This is a genomic window from Oryzibacillus soli (assembly GCF_051594765.1).
Classification (GTDB): domain Bacteria; phylum Bacillota; class Bacilli; order Paenibacillales; family NBRC-103111; genus Paenibacillus_AR.
Map to the genome: position 1 here is coordinate 1 of NZ_JBPPGJ010000025.1, position 20423 is coordinate 20423.

Here is a 20423-nt window from a genome sequence, read left to right on the forward strand (position 1 = left end):
GAACCACGCGTTCCCATCTCGAACACGACCGTTAAGCCCTCCAGCGCCGATGGTACTTGGACCGCAGGGTCCTGGGAGAGTAGGACGTCGCCAAGCACTGAGAAGCCTCTAAGCATATTGCTTAGAGGCTTCTTTGTTTTGTGCGCGAGGTCCTACGATGTAGAGTGTCCGAACCTACTTATCGTTGCAGCGAAGAAGCTAGCCCGGCACGAGATGTTGGACGCCGACCACCCGGCAATACCGCCATATGGCGGCCGTGGAGGTGCGGAATGGACGTCTCTAAGCGCAAACGAGCTCTTTGGTCTTTTGACCAGAGGGCTCGCCGTGGAGGTGCGGAGTTTGGAATCTAACGGTTGCCACCGGAGCTATTGTACCGAAAACGCCGTCAGTAGAATTCTAACTGTTATTAGCCGCGTTATTTAACCTGGATGCGCGCAGGAATCCCTGTTTACACGAAATAACGATCCCTGCAACCGTTAGACTCTCTGAATGGTCTATATGAGCTAAATAACGCTTGTGGTGATCGTTAGAGCACTTTTTAAGCCTTATACAACGAGATGTCTTGCGGGTTCAGCTTCACCAGACCGCTGCGGTTGATCCGGCGGCAGCTGCTGACATAGATCAGCTGCGGCAGCAGAAGGAAGTAGTGGGCGGCTGCAGCGTTCGCGAACCAGGGGAAGGGCAGCCATACGTACAATAGAGCCACCAGGGCGAAGCCGATGGTCAACCGGTGCCGGTTGGCCCGGTTCCAAGAGCTGACGGGAATGTAGCCGGAAGGCAGGTAGCCGTAGAACGGGAAGGTTGCGGCCCATCCCCAGGTCCGCGGGACCGTGCCCTGGGCGAACCGGAGCAGCAGCAAGGTGATGGCAGCATGCAGCACCAGCCCCGCCAAGCCTGTGCCGAGAAACAGTACGAGCCCATGAGCCTGCCAATAGATCACGTCCACAGCCAGCCACAGGAGCATGGCAGCCGCATAGGTCCAATAAAATGGATGTTTGCGCGTAAACCGGTATAATAGCGTATAATGATAAACAGTGGAGTCTTCCGAGATGCGGTGCTTTGCCATAGCCTTCCTCCTGTAAGTCTTCTATTCCATAATATCGGCATCCGGTCGGGCAGAGTATAGAGCCGCAGCCCCCGAATACGAAATAAATCCCGTACAAACACCATTCCACCCACGCCCACATAGAAATATACAACAAATACCGATTCCGAAACTTTGAAAGAGGGTTAAAAGGATAGATTTCGGACATACTGATAGGTAAAAGACTAGAGGTGAGAACGCCATGGAAGAACAAAAGGATCAGGTCTGCATCATCTGCGGCGGCTCCGGCCGGGATGGGATTACGATTGTGTCCGAGTTTATCTGCGAAGGCTGCGAGATGGAGATGGTCCGGACGGATGTGCAGGATGCCAAATATCCATTCTTCATCCACCAGATGAAACAAATTTGGTACAGAAAAAATGCCTAGACGGATTCGTGCTTTCATTCAAGAGGTTTTTTTCATATAGTAGAAGAGGATGAGAATACGATCTTATCCTCTTTTTTCGTGTGCAGAGAGAATGTGGAGGATCGACCCGATGAATCAGCAGACAGCCCCTTTGTTCGAAGCGCTGGCCGGCCGGCGTGCCAAGGGGGAGACCAGCTTCCATGTGCCGGGGCATAAATTCGGCGCGCAGCTGGAGCCGGAGGAGCTTGCAAGTTATGGGCCCGTTATGGGCATCGATTATACGGAGATTGAAGGCTTGGACGACCTCCACCACCCGGAGGGGGTCATTCTGGAGGCTGAGCGTCTCGCAGCAGAATGCTTCGGGGCGGAGAGGAGCTATTTTCTCGTCGGGGGTAGCACGGCGGGGAACTTGGCTTTGATCACCGCGGTGTGCGGGAGAGGGGAGCGGATCCTGGTTCAGCGCAATGCCCACAAGTCCGTGATACACGGCTTGATGCTGGCTGGAGCAGAGGCGGTATTCCTGCAGCCGGAGCTTGATCCCGATACCGGGCTGGCTGCAGGCGTGTCGCTCCATACGGTGAAGAGGGCGCTGGAAGCCTATCCCGACGCGAAGGCCTTGTTCCTGACCAATCCGAACTACTATGGGATGGGGGTTGATCTTCGCCCCTACGCGGATGCGGCCCATCAGGCCGGAATGCCGCTGCTGGTGGATGAAGCGCACGGAGCCCATTTCGGCTTTCACCCGGCGGTACCCGCCTCCGCCCTTTCCTGCGGCGCCGACGGAGTCGTCCAATCCACTCACAAAATGCTCACCGCCATGACCATGGGGGCGATGCTGCACCTTCAGGGCGACCGGCTAGACCGGAGAAGGGTGGAGCAGCGGCTGGCCATGCTGCAGAGCTCCAGCCCCTCCTACCCGCTGATGGCTTCCTTGGATCTGGCTCGCAGGCTGGCTGCAACGCAGGGCAGGAACCTTCTGGAGCTCAGGATCGGATGGCTGGCGGGGTTATTGAAGGATCTGGATCGCCTCCGTTTCATCCGTCCCGTGCGCCGGATACCCGGCACATCCCCTTATGAAACCCTGGATCCCTTCAAAATCACGCTGTACGACTCCTCGTCCAGCTTAACAGGCTTCCAGCTGCAGGAACGGCTGGGTCAGTCCGGGATCATCACAGAGATGGCCGATGACCGTCACGTGCTGCTGGCCTGCAGCTTGGCCACCGGGAAGGAGGAGCTGGACCGGTTGTTCCAGGTGCTTCAGCTCCTGGAGCGTGATCTGGCTGGGAATCGCGATATGGGCGGAGAGGCTGCAATTCCGGTTGTGCCATCGGTACAGGAGCTCCTCCAACAGAAGGATTCAGCGGCCTCGGATATCGGGGACCCAGTGCCCATGACGATGGAGATTCGATCGACGGGCGTGACGGCCGTACCGTTGGAGGAGGCGATAGGCCGACCTTCGGCGGAAACGGTGATTCCTTATCCGCCCGGCATCCCGCTTCTGTTCGCCGGAGAAGTGATCCGTCCCGCGGCGGCGCAGCGCATCCGGCAGCTGGCAAGGGCGGGGGCACGGTTTCAGGGCGGTCTGCAAGACCCGTCCGGTTGTAGTATACTAATCTTAAGTGAGAATGGAGAATAGCGGTGCCTAACGGATGGTTCATCAGTATCGAAGGCGGCGAAGGAGCCGGCAAAACATCGGTTATCCGCCATCTGGAGCAGGAGCTGACGGCGAAGGGCTATCCTGTCATGGTGACCCGGGAGCCAGGGGGCATCGAGATCGCGGAGAAGATCCGCTCGATTATTCTGGACAAGTCCCACACCGCCATGGACGCCCGGACAGAGGCGCTCCTATATGCAGCGGCAAGACGCCAGCACCTGGCCCAAAAGGTGATCCCCGCGCTACAGGCGGGAGCCGTAGTCATCTGCGACCGCTTCATTGACAGCTCGCTGGCCTACCAGGGCTATGCCCGGGGATTGGGCATCGACGAGGTGTACAGCATTAACCGGTTCGCCACGTCGGATCGCATGCCGGACCTGACTCTGTGGCTGGATGTGAGCCCTGAGACGGGCTTGTCCCGGATCCACGCCGATCAAGGCCGGGAGATCAACCGGCTGGATCTGGAGGGGCTCACGTTCCATCATAAGGTCCGGGAAGGGTACCGGGTGGTGGCGGAGCGTTTTGCCGGAAGGATCGTCAGGATCGATGCGGACCGTACTCCTGAGGCCGTCTGGTCCGAAGTGCGAAAAATCGTGGAGTTAAAGCTCGAAGCAGGAAAAGACCCCCGGGATGTCTAATTAGTTCCATTAGTACATTCCTGTCAAATCCTTCCCGCGTCTATAGGAACGCAGCTGGGCTTGGTTTCATATGATGCAGCAGGATGAATCCTATCAAGGTATTGTATAATGAAGGAGGAGGGTTTCGTATGAAGCTGGTCATTGCCGTCGTACAAGACAAAGACAGCAACCGGTTGTCCAATGCGCTGATCAAGGAAGGATTCCGGGCAACGAAGCTGGCAAGTACAGGAGGATTCCTGAAGGCGGGGAATACCACCTTTATGATCGGGATCGAGGACGAGCGCGTGCCGGAGGTGCTGCAGGTGATCCGGACGAACTGCAAGACCCGTGAACAGCTGGTGACCCCGGTTTCGCCCATGGGCGGAACGTCGGACTCTTACATTCCATTCCCCGTTGAAGTACAAGTGGGCGGTGCGGCCGTGTTCGTCATGCCGGTGGAACGGTTCGAGCATTATTAAGCGGACCCGTCCTTCTTGAAGAAAGGTTGGAGCCTTCATGAAAATCAATCCGGGCTGGCGCCCTCTCGGACAAGAGATTCGCAGAACGGAGTCTGCTCCGTCCCCCGCTGTGGAAGGCAAGAGCTTCTCCGACAACCTGCGCCAGCAGGATGAGAGGGCCGGCCAGGAGCAGCTGAACAAGCTGCTGGAGCAGATTCATCTTCAAGGCGAGCGGCTGAGCAAGTCCATGACCGTCCGGGAGCTCCGGCAGTATAAGCTCTTGATCAAGCAGTTTCTGGAGGAGACGGCACGCCGCGGCGTCGGGCTGAAGGATACCCGGGGTTGGGACCGGCGGGGCCGGACCAAGCGATACAAAGTATTGGATGAAATCGATGAGCACCTCTTGGCTATGGCCGACGAGCTTCTCGAGACGGAGCAGGGAAAGATTGAGATCCTGTACCGGGTCGGGGAGATTAAGGGGATGCTGATTAATTTAAGCTTTTGACTGCGGGGGAAGACATCATGTCGTTTCAATCGATACCGGGCCAGGAACGCGCCAAGCGGATGCTGCAGAACGGACTCCGGAACGGCAAGCTGTCCCACGCCTATATCTTCAGCGGTCCATCCGGCTCCGGGCGGAGCCGGATGGCCGTCCAGCTGGCGCAGGCAGTGTTCTGCACGGCCGGGACCGGAGATGCCTGCGGCACCTGTGTGGAATGCCGGAAGGTGGAGCACGGCAATCATCCGAACCTGATTCGGATCGAGCCGGACGGAGCCAGCGTGAAGATCGAGCAGATCCGGGATCTGCAGAAGCAGCTGGGCTACCGGTCCAGCGGGGAGCAGAAGAAGATCTACATCATTCACCAAGCCGACCGGATGACGGTGCAGGCCGCCAACAGCCTGCTGAAGTTCCTGGAGGAGCCGAGCGCGGACATTATGGCCATTCTAATCACGGAGAACGGACAAGCTTTGCTTCCGACCATCCAGTCCCGGGCGCAGTGGATCCCCTTTGCCCCCCTCCATGTGGAGGAGATGATCGAGATTCTGCACCGCCAGGAGGGCCATCCGCTGGAGCTGGTGAAGTCGGCGGCTCACGTGGCCGGAGGCGTGGAAGCGGCTCGTGCCTTTATCCAATCAAAGGAGTTTGCAGAAGCTCGAAACGTAATGTTACAATTGGCTCAGGAAACGCTCACACGTTTCCCCCATGTGCTGGTGACGGCCCAGCAGACCGTATTCAAGTCGGATCTGGCGGAGCGCTTGCCGCTGATCGTCGATTTATGGCTGTTGTGGCTGAAGGATATCATTCATTTGCGCTGCGGACGCAAGACAAGCATCGTTTATATAGATCAGATGGACGCTATGACGAAACCTGCGATGAGCCGGGACATGCCTTACTGGGTCCGCAGCATGGAGAAGATGGTGGAGCTGCAGCGTAAGCTGCGGGGTCCGGCCAATCCCCAGCTGGCCCTGGAACAGGCGATTATCGCCATGCAGGCATAGGTCCGCATTTTTATTTTGGAAAGACCCATTCTCTTCCTCGAAGAGTTTCATATAACAGGGGTGATAAGACGTGTATTCCGTAGTGGGCGTTCGCTTCAAAAAAGCGGGCAAAGTGTTTTATTTTGATCCGATTGATTTGCCTGTGGAAAAAGACAGCAGTGTCATCGTCGACACCGCCCGCGGGCTGGAATACGGCAAGGTCGTGATCGGGAAACGGATGGTTCCCGAGAATGACGTGGTGCTGCCGCTGAAGAAGGTGATCCGGATCGCGGACGAGAACGACGCCCGGATCGTCGACAGCAATAAGACCGCGGCCAAGGACGCCTTTGGCATCTGTCAGGACAAAATTCGGGACCACGGGCTTAAGATGAAGCTTGTGGACGTGGAATATACCTTCGACCGCAACAAAATCATCTTCTACTTCACGGCGGAAGGGCGCGTGGATTTCCGGGAGCTGGTGAAGGACTTGGCCAGCATCTTCCGGACCCGGATCGAGCTGCGCCAGATCGGCGTGCGGGATGAGGCGAAGCTGCTCGGAGGCATCGGGCCCTGCGGCCGGATTCTCTGCTGCTCCTCGTTCCTGGGGGACTTCGAGCCGGTCTCGATCAAGATGGCGAAGGACCAGAATTTATCCTTAAATCCTACCAAGATCTCTGGACTGTGCGGACGGCTGATGTGCTGCTTGAAGTATGAGCATGACAATTACGAAAGCGGGAAAACCGAGCTGCCCAAGGTGGGACGGATTGTCATCACCTCTCTGGGACAAGGTAAGGTCATCGGCTTGAACGTGGAGAACCGGACGGTCAAGGTCGTTCTGTTCGAGCAGAATAACCGGGTGCTGGAGCTGCCCGGAGATGATGTGGTGGAGCAAGACTAAGATACAGCGTCCATGCTGCAGGTTTCAGGATAGGCTCACTGAGGTGACAACGGTTGGATAAAAAAGAGATCTTTACGCAAATCGAAGCTATGGAAGAGCAAATGGGGAACATGTATGCGGACTTAACTAAGCTGAAGGCCACCGTGGTCGAGCTGCTGGAGGAGAACAAGCGCCTGGGCATCGAGAACCAGCAGCTGCGCAAGCTGATTCGTCCGGACACCTATCCGGATCCGGATGAGGAGCCTGTGGCTTCGTCCATTAAGCCGGAGGTGTCCTCCCCGTTAACCCGGGAGGGTTACGATAATCTGACCCGGCTGTACCATGAAGGCTTTCACATCTGTAATGTGTACTACGGTCACTTGCGTACGGAAGGCGACTGCTTGTTTTGCTTATCCTTTTTGAATAAATAGGGGGATTGGGGGCTTCCCCCAGGTCCCCCTTTTTGTGTGGGGCGATCCCCCTCATTCCCCCTTGGCCAAGGGGGAGGTGCCGGGCGCTATCCGCCCCGGCTCCCCCGGAAATGTGGCGTGGGAGGGACCTGGGCCGTCGTTGAAGGTACGTGGGGTGGGGGAGCGCTATCGTTCCCGCCCTTCTGCCGGGCCTGCCGGCTGGTGCCGGCGGCCGGGCAGAAGGGCGGGAACCCGCTGGAAGGTGGCGTCCTTCCGGAACGTGTTGCCCCTGCCGCCTGCTACTGGTGCGCGATGGAGGGGGGGCGTGCGGGGAGCCGCGTCAGGTCCGCTGGCCCTGAAGCTCTTTGTTCGGCGCAGAGCAAGTCTTGACGGGTGGTCGCTGAGCCTTACGCCCGCTCTCCCCGTCGCCATCCCCACAAGACTAAAGACAAGATCACAATCTAAAACCTGACGGGTTACCGCTGAGCCTTACGCCCGCTCTCCCCGTCGCCGGTTGCCTGCGGATTCCGCGGTCTACGCCCGCTTGTCCGCCGGTGGATACGAAAGATATACATAGAGGAGTCCCATACGCATGCTGCGAGATCATGAACGCGCGGACGATCTGCTCCGCAACGATCTGAAGATTATACAAAGCGACGAGGTGTTCGCTTTCTCGATGGACGCGGTGCTGCTGGCCCGCTTCTGTTCGGTGCCGGCCCGCGGCCGGATTATGGACCTCTGCACCGGCAACGGGGTGGTGCCGCTTCTGGTGAGCACCCGCACCCGCTCCGAGCTGTGGGGCGTGGAGATCCAGGAGCGCCTGGCCGACATGGCGGCGCGGAGCGTGGCCCTGAATGGGCTGGAGGAGCGCATTCATATCCACCAGGGGGACCTGAAGGACATTCACCGGACGGTTGGAATGGGCACATACGATCTGGTGACCGTGAACCCGCCCTATATGCCGGTGACGGCGGGGGAGCAGAACGCCAACCTGCATCTGGCTGCCGCCAGGCATGAGATCTACTGCACGCTGGAGGACGTAATTGCAGCCTGCAGCCGGTTGGTGAAATACGGGGGCAAGGTGGCCATGGTCCACCGGCCCACCCGGCTGGTGGATATCGTCACCCTGATGCGGAAGTACAAGCTGGAGCCCAAGCGCCTGCGATTCGTCCACCCGAGAGCGGAGGAGGAAGCCAACATGGTGCTGGTGGAGGGCATCCGCGAGGGCAAGCCGGACCTGCGGCTGCTTCCGCCGCTTCTGGTGTACGGTCCCGACGGCCATTATACGCCGGAGCTGCAGAGTATCTATTACGGCCAGGCGGACAGCCTGCGGCCGGATGAAGGAGCGTAACCCCATGCAGATCCAAAAAAGCTACGCCGATCGGCCCGGCTCCGAAGGGACGCTCTACTTGGTGGCCACGCCAATCGGCAACCTGGAGGATATGACCTTCCGGGCCGTCCGGACGCTGAAGGAAGCGGACATCATCGCCGCCGAGGATACCCGGCAGACCCGGAAGCTGCTGACCCACTTCGACATCGGAGGGCGGCTCGTCAGCTACCACGAGCATAACAAGCATGCCAGCGGCCCGGAGCTGGTCCGGCTCATGAAGGAAGGACAGACCATTGCCTTGGTCAGCGACGCGGGGCTGCCGGCTATCTCCGATCCGGGCGAGGATCTGGTTCGTCTGGCCGTCGAGGAGGGCATTCGTGTTGTTCCCGTCCCCGGCGCCAACGCGGCCTTGTCCGCGTTGATCGCTTCGGGATTGCCGACCGCCGGATTCCGGTTCGGAGGCTTTTTACCCAGAGAGAAGAAGGGGTTGAAGGAGGCTCTGGCCCCGCTGGCCGGAGATCCGGCGACTTTCCTCTGCTACGAATCCCCGCATCGGGTGGCGAAGACGCTGGAGGCTATGCTGGACGTCTGGGGCAACCGGCGGGTGGTGCTGGCGCGAGAGCTGACGAAACGCTACGAGGAATTTACACGAGGGACACTGGAGGAGGCCCTGGCCTACTTGGAGGAGCATCCGCCGCTGGGCGAATACTGCCTCGTGGTGGAAGGGGCCCAAGCCGGAGCGGCCTCCGGTGCATACGGGGTAGCCGATTCCGGAGACTGGTGGCAGGCGAAGAGCATTCGGGAGCACGTGGACCATTACGGGGAGCAGGGGCTGGACCGGAAGGAAGCCATGAAGAAGGCCGCCCAGGACCGGGGCGTATCCAAGCGGGAGATTTATCAGGCCCTTCTGGAGGAGGAGTAACGGCCGGACCGTTCCTTCCTCCCGGAGGACAAAAAATATCCCCAAGCGACTACGCCGGCTTTGCGCAGTTGCCCAGGGATCAGAGGAGATATTAAAAAGGTTAGAATTAACATTGGTTATAAAATCATTATACACTATAATTCTTATTTTGTCACAGGTGTTGGCATTTCTGTTAAGCAAACATTGCAAACAATTTTTCCTTTGAAATAGGACACATTCTCTGCGTTGCCGCAGAAGATGCAGGCAGGCTCATACTTCTTCAGCATGATGCGCTCACCGTCAACATAAATCTCCAACGCATCTTTCTCGCCAATGCCCAGTGTGCGGCGAAGCTCGATCGGAATAACAACACGGCCCAGCTCGTCAACTTTTCTAACAATACCTGTGGATTTCATCATGGCAATAGGTTCCCCTCTCAAATTTTTGTATGTGGAGTAGAATCGTCATCTTTCGACATCGTTCATGCTTTTATGATACCAACCATTCCCATAATAGTCAACCGTTTTTTGAGAATTATTCCAACCAAATGATGGTAATTTGGGGCTTTTGACACGAGTATCTCATAAATAGTTCCACAAAATCAATTTTCGTTTACTGCTTTAAAGTAAAATAGGGAGTTTCTGCCGAAAAAATGGCCGTCCGAATTGGAAGTTGGTTTACGACAGCATTCGACAAAAGCTCTATTGTCGTGTCGAATAATAGTTTCAGGGAAGTCGAAAAGGAGGCGGTGGAGGATGACAGTTAAATTGACAGAGGAAAAGGTGTTCAAAGACCCCGTACATAACTATATTTACGTGCAGGACCAAACCATATGGGAGTTGATCAATTCCATCGAGTTCCAGAGACTCCGGCGCATCCGGCAGCTGGGCACCTCCTATCTGACCTTCCACGGAGCCGAGCACAGCCGGTTCTCCCATTCTCTCGGTGTATATGAGATAACGCGGAAAATCATCTCTCAGTTTGAACGGAGCGGATATCCCGATTGGCCGGCGGAGGAGAGGCTTCTTTGCTTGTGCGCGGCACTCCTGCATGATGTCGGCCATGGCCCTTTTTCGCATTCGGTGGAAAAAGCTTTCGGTACCCATCACGAGGCCTGGACCTGCCGGATGGTGCTGGGGGATACGGAGATCAACCGGATTCTGCGGCGGGTCGATCCGGAGCTGCCCAAGAAGGTTGCCGCCGTCATCTCGAAGACGTACCATAAGGAAATCGTGGTCAGCCTGATCTCCAGCCAGATGGATGCGGACCGCATGGATTATCTCCTGCGGGATGCCTATTTTACCGGTGTGGACTACGGCACCTTCGATCTGGAGCGGATCCTGCGGATGATGCGGCCCTACAAGGGCCATATCGTGGTGAAGGAGAGCGGCATGCACGCCGTCGAGGATTACCTCATGTCCCGGTACCAGATGTACTGGCAGGTCTACTTCCATCCGGTCACCCGAAGCGCAGAGATTCTCCTCCATAAAATATTCGCAAGAGCCCGGGTGCTTTATGAGGAGGGGTACCGGTTTTCCTTTTTTGTCGAACCTATGCGGAATCTGTTCGAGGGGAAGCTGACCATTCCGGAATACATCAAGCTGGATGAGGCCTTCATGCAGATGGTGTTCACCCAATGGATGGAGGAGCGTGACGCGATTCTGTCGGACCTGTGCCGCCGGTTCCTCCACCGCTGCCTGCTGAAGTACATTCCTCTGGAGCGGATCGACGTCCCTGTGCTGGAGCGGATCCGCCACAGCATGTCTATGGAGGGCTACGATTCGGCCTATTATATGGAGATCGACTTCCCGGCGGATCTGCCCTACGACGTCTACCGTCCGGGGGAGCATGATGAGAAGCTGCCGATCCTCCTGCTGGACGCCAAGGACCAGCTGTTCGAGATCTCTCGCAAGTCGGAGATTGTCCGGTCCATCAGCGGCATCCGGCTCGGGCAGCACCATCTGTATTTTCCCGAGGAGCTGCTGGATTCCAAGGGCCTGCCCCAGGATCTGAGACGGTTTCTAGAGAAGCGTACCTAAGCCCACAGCGACATTCCACCAAAGGAGCAGAACTCATGTTTACCGATACGCACACGCATATGGACAACAAGTCCTTCGACGAGGACCGCCACGACGCGCTGATGCACGCGTATGAGAGTGGCGTTACCCGCATCGTCAACGTCGGCTTCAACCGCGAGACCATCCCCACCACCCTGAAGCTGTCCGAAGACTATGCCTTCATCTATGCCGCCGTCGGCTGGCACCCCCAGGATGCCAAGGATATGCGGCCGGAGGATCTGGATGAGATCGAGGAACTGTGCAAGCGGCCCAAGGTGGTGGCCATCGGCGAGATCGGCCTGGACTATTATTGGGATACCTCCCCCAAGGAGGTGCAGCACCGGGTATTCCGGGAGCAGATCCGGCTGGCCCGCCGAATCGGCAAGCCGATCATCATCCACAACCGGGATGCTCATCAAGACGTCCTTGCGATTCTGAAGGAGGAGAAGGCGGCGGAGGTCGGCGGCATCATGCACTGCTTCTCCGGAAGCTGGGAGACGGCCAAGGCGTGTCTCGACATGAATTTCCACATTTCGTTCGGAGGCCCGGTCACCTTCAAGAATGCCGTCCAGCCCAAAGAGGTGCTGGCCCGGGTGCCCATGGACCGCCTGTTGATCGAGACGGACGCCCCTTATCTGACCCCACACCCGCACCGGGGCAAGCGCAACGAGACCGGCTACGTCAAGCTGGTGGCCGAGGCGGCTGCCGAGATCAAGGGAATTCCCTTGGAGGAGCTGGCTCACCATACCACGGAGAACGCGAAGAAGCTGCTTCAGCTGAGTTAAAAAAACCGAAAAAAACCCGCCCGGGCTCCTCGGAGAGCCTGCAGGCGGGTTTCTTGCGGTTATGGACTAATCATCCTCCCGGGCGGAGGCTCTCTTGCGCAGCGGAACGTTCTTATAATAGTACACATACAGGAAGCCGAGCGCCACGGCGATTACGGCATGGAGCTTGTCGCCGTGGAAGAGGATGAGAGCGGCTCCTGCCAAGAGGTTCCAAAGGTTCAGGGCCCAGCCGGCAGTCGTCACGATGGCGTTGGTCCGGAGCCCCTTCGGCACCGGATAGAGTTCCAGCCAGAAGCTGTATCGGTGTGCCTGATCAAGGGAGGAGACCGTGGCGGAGGTCATCAGCAGCGCCACGGCGTAAATCAGCGGATCTGCGACGGCATTCTCCACGAAGATCAGGAGGAAGACGGCAACCGCCAGGATCCGCACCGTAATGCCGTACCATTCCGAGCGGAGGAAGGTCTTGAAGTACAAATAGCGATAGGTTTCGCTCTTGTCAAACGGCAGCCGGTTCACAGCCTCTGCCCAGAGTCTGCGCGCCTTGGGACGCGCAGGCAGCTTCGGCACGTCCGCGAACCAGCTGAAGAAGGTATAGTGCACCTTCAGGTAGTCGGCTTCCTTGCGGATCCAGACTTCCCATGGAATCCGGTGTGACGGCAGGATCCGCGCGGTGAAGGCATGAAGCAGGTAGAAGAGGAAGAACACCAGCGCGCCGTAGAAATAATCCTGCGTCAGGACCATGAACGCGAACACAACGGACATCACCCACCGCATGATGGATAGCGGAATCCGGTGGGTCCGGTACAGGAGCTTGCTCTCCGCCACCCGCCGGTCCAGGGAGGCAGCCTTGACGAACAGGACGGAGGCGGCTGCGTTCACGAAGGGCACTGCGGCCGTTCCCTCGCAATGAGCGTACAGCGGCCACAGGATCAAGAGCGCCCCCAGGGTCCAAGCGGCTTGGAACAGGTAGCTATAGACGCCGCTGTAGAGCCAGGTTCGCCCGAGCTTCAGCTCCGCAGGCATGAGGAACACCTGGTCCGCCTGCTTCAGGAAAGTCCGGTAGGGCGACAAGCCGATAACCGCAGCCAAGACCGGTGTGGTGATCCTCCAGTAGGGATAATCGGCCGGCAGCGTCTTGAGAACGGTCATATAGGCATAAGAGCCGATGATGAAGAACAGGAGCAGAAAGGCGGTCAGGCCGCTTCGAGCCGCATAGCTCCAATAGACGGCGGCTTCCTTCCAGAAGGCGGCGGCCCGCTTGGACCACAGCCGGTTCAGGTCCGTCATGCCGGACTCCCTCCTCCGGCCACCAGGCGGCAGAAGGCGTCGTCCAGCGTCCCCTGCCGGAGCCCCGCAGCTTCCAGGATCTGCTCCAACGGGCCTTGGGCTGCGATCTCCCCCTGGTGCAGCACGACGAACCGGTCGCAGTAGCGCTCTATGGTGGAGAGGATATGGGAGCTGATCAGGAAGCTGGCACCCTGGCGCTTCATCTCAACCATCAGGTCCAGGAGGGAACGGATGCCCAGGGGGTCCAGGCCGAGGAATGGCTCGTCTATGATGTAGAGGGGCGGTTCCACCAGGAAGGCGTTCATAATCATGACCTTCTGCTTCATGCCCTTCGACAGATGGCCGGAGAAGCTTCCCAGCTTCTCCTTCATCCGGAAGGTGCCGAGGAGCCGCTCCATCCGTCGCTCCCATTCGGCTTCCTTCAGACCGTAAGCCCGGGCCGTCAGCTCCAGGTGCTCGCGGATGGTCAGCTCCTCATAGAGCTCGGGGGACTCCGGCACGAAGGCGAAGGCGGACCGGTAAGGCTCCGGATCCTCCTTCAGGGTCAAGCCCCGCACGCGGATCTCTCCTTTCTGGGGTTGAAGGAGTCCCAGGATGTGTTTGATGGTGGTGCTCTTGCCGGCCCCGTTCAGGCCGATCAGCCCGACCATTTCGCCCTGACGGACGTCGAACGTTACGTTTTTCAAGACGGGTTTATGGGGGAAATATCCTCCGTACAAGCCCTCAATCCGGAGTATGGAATCGATTCGGACCACCTGCTTCGTTGGAATAAAGGTACTGGAAATCGCGTTCAGACCTCTCTAAAAATATTATGGGAAAAAGTCCCGGACGAGTCAATTTGTTCTCAAATGGCCTGTCCAAATGGGGCGAATTGATGCCGCTGTGCGATGGAAAGTTCACCATTTTTCCGAAAATCGGGGTCCGAATGAAGAAAAACGGAGATAATGGCTGAAACAAGTGGGATATGAAGCCAAAAAAGCGGGTTTTAATCGCATACATGGGCAATTTTGAGCCATATATAGACTTTTCGCTATTTACAACTTTCCTGTAAGGCATTATCATACAGTTCAAGATAACTTAATAATGCTTGCCAATTTTCCAATTCGCTGAGTTTCCACTATGGGAAACGGGGGAACCGAATGTGAACGACTGAGGTGCATGCTGGGCCTTAGTAACGGCACGGTTTTGGGGTGAATCCTTAGATGGCTGCTTCGCAGCCGCGTAGGTAGGGCGACTCTTACGTCCGAATCCGTCAGCTAACCTCGTAAGCGTTGAAGAGAGGACACTTGTCGTGCATTGATGAATTTATTTTGTCATGCCCAGCCACGAGAAGAGCTTCCTCTTCACGGGGCTTTTTGCGCTTCGTGTGACCTCTTCCTTCCCATTGCTCCAGAGAATTCGTAAGAAAGGACCAAGCATTATCATTACTCAATAGTCGCGTCAAACCCAGCATGCATCATACTTGACGGCGGGACTATGAAGGAGGACCGAATGAAGTGGGCGCAATCCCTGTAACAACGGAACCCCATGTAAGACGATCATCCAGCATGGCCTTCGCATTGCGATGGAAGCATGAAAACGGGCGTTTGATCGGAATCGCTGCTCTGATCTTCACAGCTCTGGCATTCATGTTTTTCATGTTGTTGTACGGTACGGCTACCAAGCGCGTATCCGTAGTGGTCGACGGACAAGAGACCGTGATGGTCACGAAGAGCTCTGTCCTGCAACACCTACTGGATGACAAAGCCATTCAGGTCGGCGAACATGACCGGATCTCGCTGCCTCTTGACACCAAGCTCAAGAACGGCGACGCCATCGTCATTAACCACACCTCGCCTATTCAACTGACCGCCGATGGCAAGACGGTGACGTTGTACACAACCGGAAAGACGGTTGCAGAAGCATTGGAAGACCTGAATATTCAAGTGGGCGAGCTGGATAAGGTAAGCCCCGGGCCGGAGTCGACATTGGCGTCCGGTGCTGATCTGAAGATCGTACGGGTGAAGAAGGAGGTCTCCGAGGAGACTGTCGCCATCGCCTACGATACAGTGACGCAGAACGATGGGAACCTGCTGAAGGGCAAGTCCCAGACCGTGCAGGAAGGCGTGGAAGGCTCCAAGGTCGTTCAGACCGAGAAAGTGTATGAGGATGGAGTCCTGGTATCGGAGAACAAGGTGGGCGAAACCGTAAAGGCCGAGAGCGTAAGCAAGGTCGTAGCGGTGGGCACCAAGGTTCCTGTGGTTACGGTTCTGTCGAATTCTTCTCCGAACGTGGATGAAATCACCAAGAGCGGGGTAAAATTTGGATATAAGAAGGTTCTGAACAACGTCACGCTGACCGCTTATTCGGCCGGCGCGGCATCGACGGGCAAGGATGACAGCCATCCCCAATTCGGTCTGACCTATACCGGCACCACGGTGACGGAAGGCCGGACGATCGCCGTCGATAAGAACGTCATCCCGCTGGGCTGGTGGGTGTACATCGAAGGGCTGGGCTTCCGCAGAGCGGAGGATATCGGCAGCGGCGTGAAGGGTAACACCATCGACGTCTACTTCGACAGTATGTCTTATGCCACCAAGTTCGGCACCAAGCGCGGGTATACCGTGTATGTCATCGGTCCGAAGAAGCCGACGGTTGATTAATTTCACAATGCGATTCAAGGAAGAGGCGGAAGCCTCTTCTTTTCCTATTTGAACAGACGATTGGCCGGGAGGAAAAGTTGCACCCTATGATCAAAGAAATTATCGTGGTAGAAGGCAAATCCGACACGGTGGCCATCAAGCGGGCCGTAGAGGCGGAAACCATCGAAACCGGAGGCTCCGCCATCAACAAGGACGTGTACGAGAAGATCCGTCTGGCTCTGGAGCGGCGGGGCGTCATCATCTTCACGGACCCGGACCATGCGGGGGAGCGGCTGCGCCGGCTCATCACCGAACGCTTCCCGGGCTGCAAGCAGGCCTTCCTGACCCAGGAGGAAGTGACGGTGAAGGGCGACGTCGGCATCGAGAACGCAACGCCGGAGATGATTCGCCGGGCGCTTGCCAACGTGAAGACGGACTTCGCCCAGGAGGGCTCCCAGATCGCCTGGGAGGACCTGATGGAGGCAGGCCTCATCGTCCATCCCCAGGCGGCGGAGCGCCGCAAGGCCATGGGCCGGCTGCTCGGCATCGGCTATTCCAACGGCAAGCAGTTCCATAAGCGGTGCCAGATGTTCCAGATCAGTAAGCAGGAATTCCAAAACGCGCTGGAGCGATTCCATAAAGAGGGCTACGAATGAATACGAAACCGAATGTGATTGCAGATGTCGCCACACCGGCGAGAACGAAGGAAGTCCTGAAAAAGTATGATCTGGCCGCCAAGAAGAGCCTGGGCCAGAACTTCCTGGTGGACTTGAACATCTTGAACAAGATCGTCTCCGCTGCTGGCTTGGACGAATCCAAGGGCGCCCTGGAGATCGGTCCGGGCATCGGGGCCCTGACACAGCAGCTGGCCAAGCAGGCGGGCAAGGTGGTAGCGATCGAGATCGACCAGCGGATGCTGCCGGTGCTGGAGGAGACGCTGGCTCCTTACGCGAACGCTGCCGTGGTCCACGGGGATGTGCTGAAGGTGGACCTGAACGAGGTGTTCGAGCGGCATTTTGCCGGAATGTCAGGCGTCAGTGTGGTGGCCAACCTGCCGTATTACATCACCACGCCGATCATCATGCGGCTTCTGGAGGAGCGTCTGCCGGTGGAGAACATCGTCGTGATGATTCAGAAGGAGGTGGCCGACCGGATGGCGGCCAAGCCCGGCACCAAGGACTACGGCAGCCTGAGTATTGCGGTGCAGTACTACTGCGAGCCTCAGGTGGTGACCATCGTGCCGCATACCGTCTTCATCCCCCAGCCCAACGTAGACTCGGCGGTGATCCGGCTGCAGGTGCGGAAGGAGCCGCCGGTGCAGGTGGAGAACGAGAAGCTGTACTTCGAGGTGGTTCAGGCCTCCTTCGCCCAGCGGCGGAAGACCATCAGCAACAATCTGCTGAGCCGCTTCTTCACCAAGGAGACGAAGCCCCGTATGGAGGCGGCGCTCCAGGAGGCCGGAATCGACCCGTCCCGGCGCGGGGAGACCCTGAGCCTGCAGGAATACGCCTCGCTGACCGCGGCGCTGTCCCGGGCAGGCGTGACGCTATAGCAATTGCAGCTCCCCCGCCTCTTAGGGCGGGGGAGTTTTTCGTTCCGTGAGAAGCATTCCACAATAACCCGACCCGCACCAAACGCCCATCCCCCTCATACGATACACGAAGGAGGGGATTTCGCACATGAAGCAAGGTGACCTGGTTGTCCGGAAATCCTATGGCGGTGACGTCATTTTCAAAATTCAAGAGTTTACTTATCAAACGGCGCTGCTCCGGGGGATCGATTACCGGCTGTTGGCCGATGCCTCGGTTGCCGATCTGGTGCCGGCTTCCCAAACGCTTCTGGACGAGCACGAGCAGGACATGCAAAGAAAAAGCGACGAGATGCGCAGCTGGATGACTCGGGAGCAGCCGGCGGGAGCGGATCGTCGATCCGCCCGCGGGGGGAAGCCCGACCGGAACAGCTACCCGTATTTTGAGGTGCCGGGTAAGGTGCTTCATCTCGACGGCGATCCGAATTATCTCCGCAAGAGCATGGCGCTGTACGGAGAGCTGCGGGTGCCGGCCGAGGGCATCTACGTGCCGGAGACGAACATGGCGGATGCGCTGGTGCGCCTCCTGCCTCAGGTGAAGCCGGATATCGTCGTGGTCACGGGGCACGACGGCATTCTGAAGGAGCGCAAGGATGCCAGCATGCAGAGCTTGAACAGCTACAAGAATTCGCAGAATTTCGTCAACGCGGTCCGGGTAGCCCGGCAGTACGAGCGAAACCGGGATTCGCTGGTTGTGATTGCTGGGGCGTGCCAATCCCATTTTGAAGCGCTGCTCCAGGCAGGGGCCAACTATGCCAGCTCCCCTGGCCGCGTGCTGATCCATGCGCTGGATCCGCTATACATCGCCGCCAAGGTGGCGTTCACTTCGATCAAGGACACGGTTCCGATTATGGACGTCCTCCAACACACGATGAGCGGCCTGGATGGGCTGGGCGGCATTGAGACAAGGGGAAGCCACCGGATGGGGCTTCCCAAGCTCAAGCAGCCTTAGAAGCCGTCCTGGCGCCCCAAGGGTTGCCAAACCCTCCGAAGTCGGGAACAATAGAGAGAAAGACAAGCGACGGGAGATGAGGGAATGGCGGTACGGTTTGCCATAGTAGGCTCCGGCTGGAGGGCCGAGTTCTTCTTAAGAATTGCGGAGGCGCTGCCGGAACGGTTCCGGGTGACGGATATGGTGGTCCGGGACCCGGCGAAGGCGGAAGCGGTCTCCCGCAGATGGGGAGTCCGCGTCCATGCGGATGCCGGAGGGCTGCCTGCGGACGGCTGCTTCGACTTCGCCGTCGTGTCGGTTCCGCGGCAGGCGGCGCCGGAGCTGATCCTGGAGCTGACGGAACGGGGGATCCCCGTCCTGTGCGAAACGCCTCCGGCTCCCGACCTGGAGACACTGCAGTCGCTTCATCGGAGGCTTCCGAAGGGGGCAAGGGTGCAGGTGGCGGAGCAGTATATCTTCCAGCCCCACCATGCGGCCCGGCTTGCGATCGTCCGTTCGGGGCGGCTCGGAACGGTGACCCAAGCGCAGGTGTCGGCGGCCCACGACTACCACGGAATCAGCCTGATCCGCCATCTGCTCGGCGCCGGGTTCGAGGAGGCGGAGATCGAGGCTTACTCCTTCACCGCCCCGATCGTCGCGGGGCCCAGCCGGTCCGGTCCGCCGGAGCGGGAGGAGCTGGCCGACTCCGAGCAGACGATCGCCCGGATCGACTTCGGCGGCAAGCTGGGCGTGTACGATTTTACACGGGATCAGTATTTCTCCTGGATTCGGGGCCCCCGGGTCCTGGTTCGGGGAGAACGGGGCGAGATCCACAACGAGGAGGTCCGGTACCTTCGCGACTTCCGGACTCCGGTGGAGACCGGTCTCCGTCGTATCCAAGCCGGAGCGGGAGGGAATCTGGAGGGGTTCCACCTGAAGGGGATCCTGCTGGGCGAGGAGGAGATCTACCGCAATCCCTATGCCCCCGGACGCCTGTCGGACGATGAGATTGCTGTGGCGACCTGCCTCGGCAGGATGGGGGAGTATATCGGCGGCGGCTCATCCTTCTATTCGCTGGCCGAGGCTTCCCAGGACCACTATCTGAGTCTCTTAATCAAGCAGGCGGCTGCAAGCCGACAGAAGATTCGGACGGAACGGCAGATTTGGGCCGATCCCGTCTGATAGCCCGGACACGAAAGGCGGACCGATGCGGACCGCCGTTTTTTTTGTGCGGCTTGATGATGGGGAAGGCTGCAAGATCAACCGCTTGAGTCTAGCAAAGGCTCGCCCTCTCTATATTTCCACGAGTACCGTGGTAGAATCGCACACTCTCTCAACCGAATCTTGCATAAGATGAACTATCAAGATGAGAGAGGAGGCGATCGGGATGGGAGAGTACAACACCGCAGTGCAAAGTATCCTGAGCCAGATCGGCGTCGGTACGCCAAATATCCGCATCCACTTTGACGGAACATTTCACACCGGAACCTACATGGGCATCATGAACGGCTCCGTTGTCATCAACCAGGGTGGATTCCTGCGCTTCATCAAGCTGTCTGCCGTCACAGGCGTAGACATTCTGTCTTAATCTGTAACAGCGCAAGAAGGTGAGAGGCCCGGCCTCTCACCTTCTTCTTTTTGGCCGCTGGAGCAGCATGACCGCTGCAATCCGGTCGTACCGGATGTAGACGGCGGACCTGCGCTTCAGGGTGAGAAGCAGAACCGAGTCATGATGGTGAATCCCCATGTACCGTCCGTCGAGATACCGGCGGTCGAAATAGATCCGGACTGGCGTCCCCCAGGACATCAGCTGGATGATCCGCATCCGCAGCGCCTCCTTTCCTATGCTTACCAACAGCATATGGCGCGCGGCGGTCCTCCGATTGGACGATAAAACGGCTGCGGGGATGGATAGATCCTTCACAATAGGGAATCGTAATAACATTGCCCGGCCGGGCTGGTAATTTTCAGGCAATA

At 58.1% G+C, this 20423-nt stretch carries 23 protein-coding genes, 1 rRNA gene and 1 riboswitch; of the genes, 19 read left to right on the forward strand and 5 right to left on the reverse strand.

Annotation, left to right across the window (positions count from 1 at the left end; genetic code table 11):
• Nucleotides 1-96: ribosomal RNA gene (gene rrf, locus ACSEXW_RS25005) — 5S ribosomal RNA — on the forward strand; the annotation flags it as partial.
• 442 nt (nucleotides 97-538) lie between these two features.
• Here the strand turns inward: rrf and ACSEXW_RS25010 are convergent.
• Nucleotides 539-1066 (reverse strand): hypothetical protein, encoded by a 528-nt coding sequence (locus ACSEXW_RS25010; RefSeq protein ID WP_438448922.1) that lies wholly within the window; start codon nucleotides 1064-1066, stop codon nucleotides 539-541.
• Between the two features lie 220 nt (nucleotides 1067-1286).
• Here ACSEXW_RS25010 and ACSEXW_RS25015 point away from each other — a divergent pair, with 220 nt between their 5' ends.
• The 10 genes from ACSEXW_RS25015 (at nucleotide 1287) to rsmI (ending at nucleotide 9198) form a co-directional block, all read left to right on the forward strand.
• On the forward strand, nucleotides 1287-1472 hold the full coding sequence (locus ACSEXW_RS25015) for a sigma factor G inhibitor Gin (RefSeq protein ID WP_438448923.1): 186 nt from the start codon (nucleotides 1287-1289) through the stop codon (nucleotides 1470-1472).
• A 109-nt stretch (nucleotides 1473-1581) separates the two neighbouring features.
• The gene (locus ACSEXW_RS25020) at nucleotides 1582-3087 is read left to right on the forward strand and encodes an aminotransferase class I/II-fold pyridoxal phosphate-dependent enzyme (RefSeq protein WP_438448924.1); all 1506 of its coding nucleotides are present in this window, start codon (nucleotides 1582-1584) and stop codon (nucleotides 3085-3087) included.
• Nucleotides 3088-3089: 2 nt separating this feature from the next.
• The gene (gene tmk, locus ACSEXW_RS25025; RefSeq protein WP_438448925.1) at nucleotides 3090-3743 is read left to right on the forward strand and encodes a dTMP kinase; all 654 of its coding nucleotides are present in this window, start codon (nucleotides 3090-3092) and stop codon (nucleotides 3741-3743) included.
• 128 nt (nucleotides 3744-3871) lie between these two features.
• Nucleotides 3872-4201 carry a cyclic di-AMP receptor DarA gene (gene darA / locus ACSEXW_RS25030; protein ID WP_438448926.1) on the forward strand — a complete coding sequence of 110 codons (330 nt, stop codon included), beginning with the start codon at nucleotides 3872-3874 and terminating at the stop codon, nucleotides 4199-4201.
• A gap of 37 nt (nucleotides 4202-4238) precedes the next feature.
• On the forward strand, nucleotides 4239-4685 hold the full coding sequence (locus tag ACSEXW_RS25035; protein WP_438448927.1) for a YaaR family protein: 447 nt from the start codon (nucleotides 4239-4241) through the stop codon (nucleotides 4683-4685).
• 17 nt (nucleotides 4686-4702) lie between these two features.
• Nucleotides 4703-5680 carry a DNA polymerase III subunit delta' gene (gene holB / locus ACSEXW_RS25040; RefSeq protein WP_438448928.1) on the forward strand — a complete coding sequence of 326 codons (978 nt, stop codon included), beginning with the start codon at nucleotides 4703-4705 and terminating at the stop codon, nucleotides 5678-5680.
• A 70-nt stretch (nucleotides 5681-5750) separates the two neighbouring features.
• A complete protein-coding gene (locus ACSEXW_RS25045; RefSeq protein WP_438448929.1) occupies nucleotides 5751-6557 on the forward strand; it encodes a PSP1 domain-containing protein in 807 nt (268 codons plus the stop codon).
• Between the two features lie 53 nt (nucleotides 6558-6610).
• Nucleotides 6611-6967, forward strand: coding sequence for a DNA replication initiation control protein YabA (yabA, locus tag ACSEXW_RS25050; protein WP_438448930.1), 357 nt, complete (start codon nucleotides 6611-6613; stop codon nucleotides 6965-6967).
• A gap of 571 nt (nucleotides 6968-7538) precedes the next feature.
• Nucleotides 7539-8297 (forward strand): tRNA1(Val) (adenine(37)-N6)-methyltransferase, encoded by a 759-nt coding sequence (locus ACSEXW_RS25055; RefSeq protein ID WP_438448931.1) that lies wholly within the window; start codon nucleotides 7539-7541, stop codon nucleotides 8295-8297.
• 4 nt (nucleotides 8298-8301) lie between these two features.
• Nucleotides 8302-9198 (forward strand): 16S rRNA (cytidine(1402)-2'-O)-methyltransferase, encoded by an 897-nt coding sequence (rsmI, locus tag ACSEXW_RS25060; protein WP_438448932.1) that lies wholly within the window; start codon nucleotides 8302-8304, stop codon nucleotides 9196-9198.
• Nucleotides 9199-9341: 143 nt separating this feature from the next.
• Here the strand turns inward: rsmI and ACSEXW_RS25065 are convergent, their stop codons facing one another.
• A complete protein-coding gene (locus ACSEXW_RS25065; RefSeq protein WP_438448933.1) occupies nucleotides 9342-9596 on the reverse strand; it encodes an AbrB/MazE/SpoVT family DNA-binding domain-containing protein in 255 nt (84 codons plus the stop codon).
• A 336-nt stretch (nucleotides 9597-9932) separates the two neighbouring features.
• On the opposite strand from ACSEXW_RS25065, the gene ACSEXW_RS25070 reads away from it, so the two are divergent.
• Nucleotides 9933-11216: an HD domain-containing protein gene (locus ACSEXW_RS25070; RefSeq protein ID WP_438448934.1), complete on the forward strand. Its 1284-nt coding sequence runs from the start codon at nucleotides 9933-9935 to the stop codon at nucleotides 11214-11216.
• A 35-nt stretch (nucleotides 11217-11251) separates the two neighbouring features.
• Entirely contained in the window at nucleotides 11252-12019 is a 768-nt protein-coding gene (locus ACSEXW_RS25075) for a TatD family hydrolase (protein ID WP_438448935.1), read from the forward strand.
• 66 nt (nucleotides 12020-12085) lie between these two features.
• Here ACSEXW_RS25075 and ACSEXW_RS25080 read toward each other — a convergent pair whose 3' ends face one another.
• Nucleotides 12086-13306: an ABC transporter permease gene (locus tag ACSEXW_RS25080; RefSeq protein ID WP_438448936.1), complete on the reverse strand. Its 1221-nt coding sequence runs from the start codon at nucleotides 13304-13306 to the stop codon at nucleotides 12086-12088.
• Complete coding sequence (locus tag ACSEXW_RS25085) at nucleotides 13303-14052, reverse strand: ABC transporter ATP-binding protein (protein ID WP_438448990.1); 750 nt, start codon at nucleotides 14050-14052, stop codon at nucleotides 13303-13305. Before ACSEXW_RS25085 ends, ACSEXW_RS25080 begins: the two co-directional genes overlap by 4 nt.
• 348 nt (nucleotides 14053-14400) lie before the next feature.
• Nucleotides 14401-14592, forward strand: a riboswitch (cyclic di-AMP (ydaO/yuaA leader).
• A 261-nt stretch (nucleotides 14593-14853) separates the two neighbouring features.
• On the opposite strand from ACSEXW_RS25085, the gene ACSEXW_RS25090 reads away from it, so the two are divergent.
• The 6 genes from ACSEXW_RS25090 to ACSEXW_RS25115 all read left to right on the forward strand — a co-directional run bounded on the left by ACSEXW_RS25090 (nucleotide 14854) and on the right by ACSEXW_RS25115 (nucleotide 20034).
• Nucleotides 14854-15948, forward strand: a complete 1095-nt coding sequence (locus ACSEXW_RS25090) for a resuscitation-promoting factor (RefSeq protein ID WP_438448937.1) — start codon at nucleotides 14854-14856, stop codon at nucleotides 15946-15948.
• Nucleotides 15949-16034: 86 nt separating this feature from the next.
• On the forward strand, nucleotides 16035-16583 hold the full coding sequence (gene rnmV, locus ACSEXW_RS25095; RefSeq protein ID WP_438448938.1) for a ribonuclease M5: 549 nt from the start codon (nucleotides 16035-16037) through the stop codon (nucleotides 16581-16583).
• Nucleotides 16580-17479: a 16S rRNA (adenine(1518)-N(6)/adenine(1519)-N(6))-dimethyltransferase RsmA gene (gene rsmA, locus ACSEXW_RS25100; RefSeq protein ID WP_438448939.1), complete on the forward strand. Its 900-nt coding sequence runs from the start codon at nucleotides 16580-16582 to the stop codon at nucleotides 17477-17479. Before rnmV ends, rsmA begins: the two co-directional genes overlap by 4 nt.
• 127 nt (nucleotides 17480-17606) lie before the next feature.
• A complete protein-coding gene (gene yabG, locus ACSEXW_RS25105; RefSeq protein ID WP_438448940.1) occupies nucleotides 17607-18467 on the forward strand; it encodes a sporulation peptidase YabG in 861 nt (286 codons plus the stop codon).
• A gap of 84 nt (nucleotides 18468-18551) precedes the next feature.
• Nucleotides 18552-19628, forward strand: a complete 1077-nt coding sequence (locus ACSEXW_RS25110) for a Gfo/Idh/MocA family protein (RefSeq protein ID WP_438448941.1) — start codon at nucleotides 18552-18554, stop codon at nucleotides 19626-19628.
• Between the two features lie 205 nt (nucleotides 19629-19833).
• Nucleotides 19834-20034, forward strand: coding sequence for a hypothetical protein (locus ACSEXW_RS25115; RefSeq protein ID WP_438448942.1), 201 nt, complete (start codon nucleotides 19834-19836; stop codon nucleotides 20032-20034).
• A 36-nt stretch (nucleotides 20035-20070) separates the two neighbouring features.
• On the opposite strand, the gene ACSEXW_RS25120 is transcribed toward ACSEXW_RS25115, so the two are convergent.
• The gene (locus ACSEXW_RS25120) at nucleotides 20071-20271 is read right to left on the reverse strand and encodes a hypothetical protein (RefSeq protein ID WP_438448943.1); all 201 of its coding nucleotides are present in this window, start codon (nucleotides 20269-20271) and stop codon (nucleotides 20071-20073) included.
• Nucleotides 20272-20423: the final 152 nt, after the last annotated feature.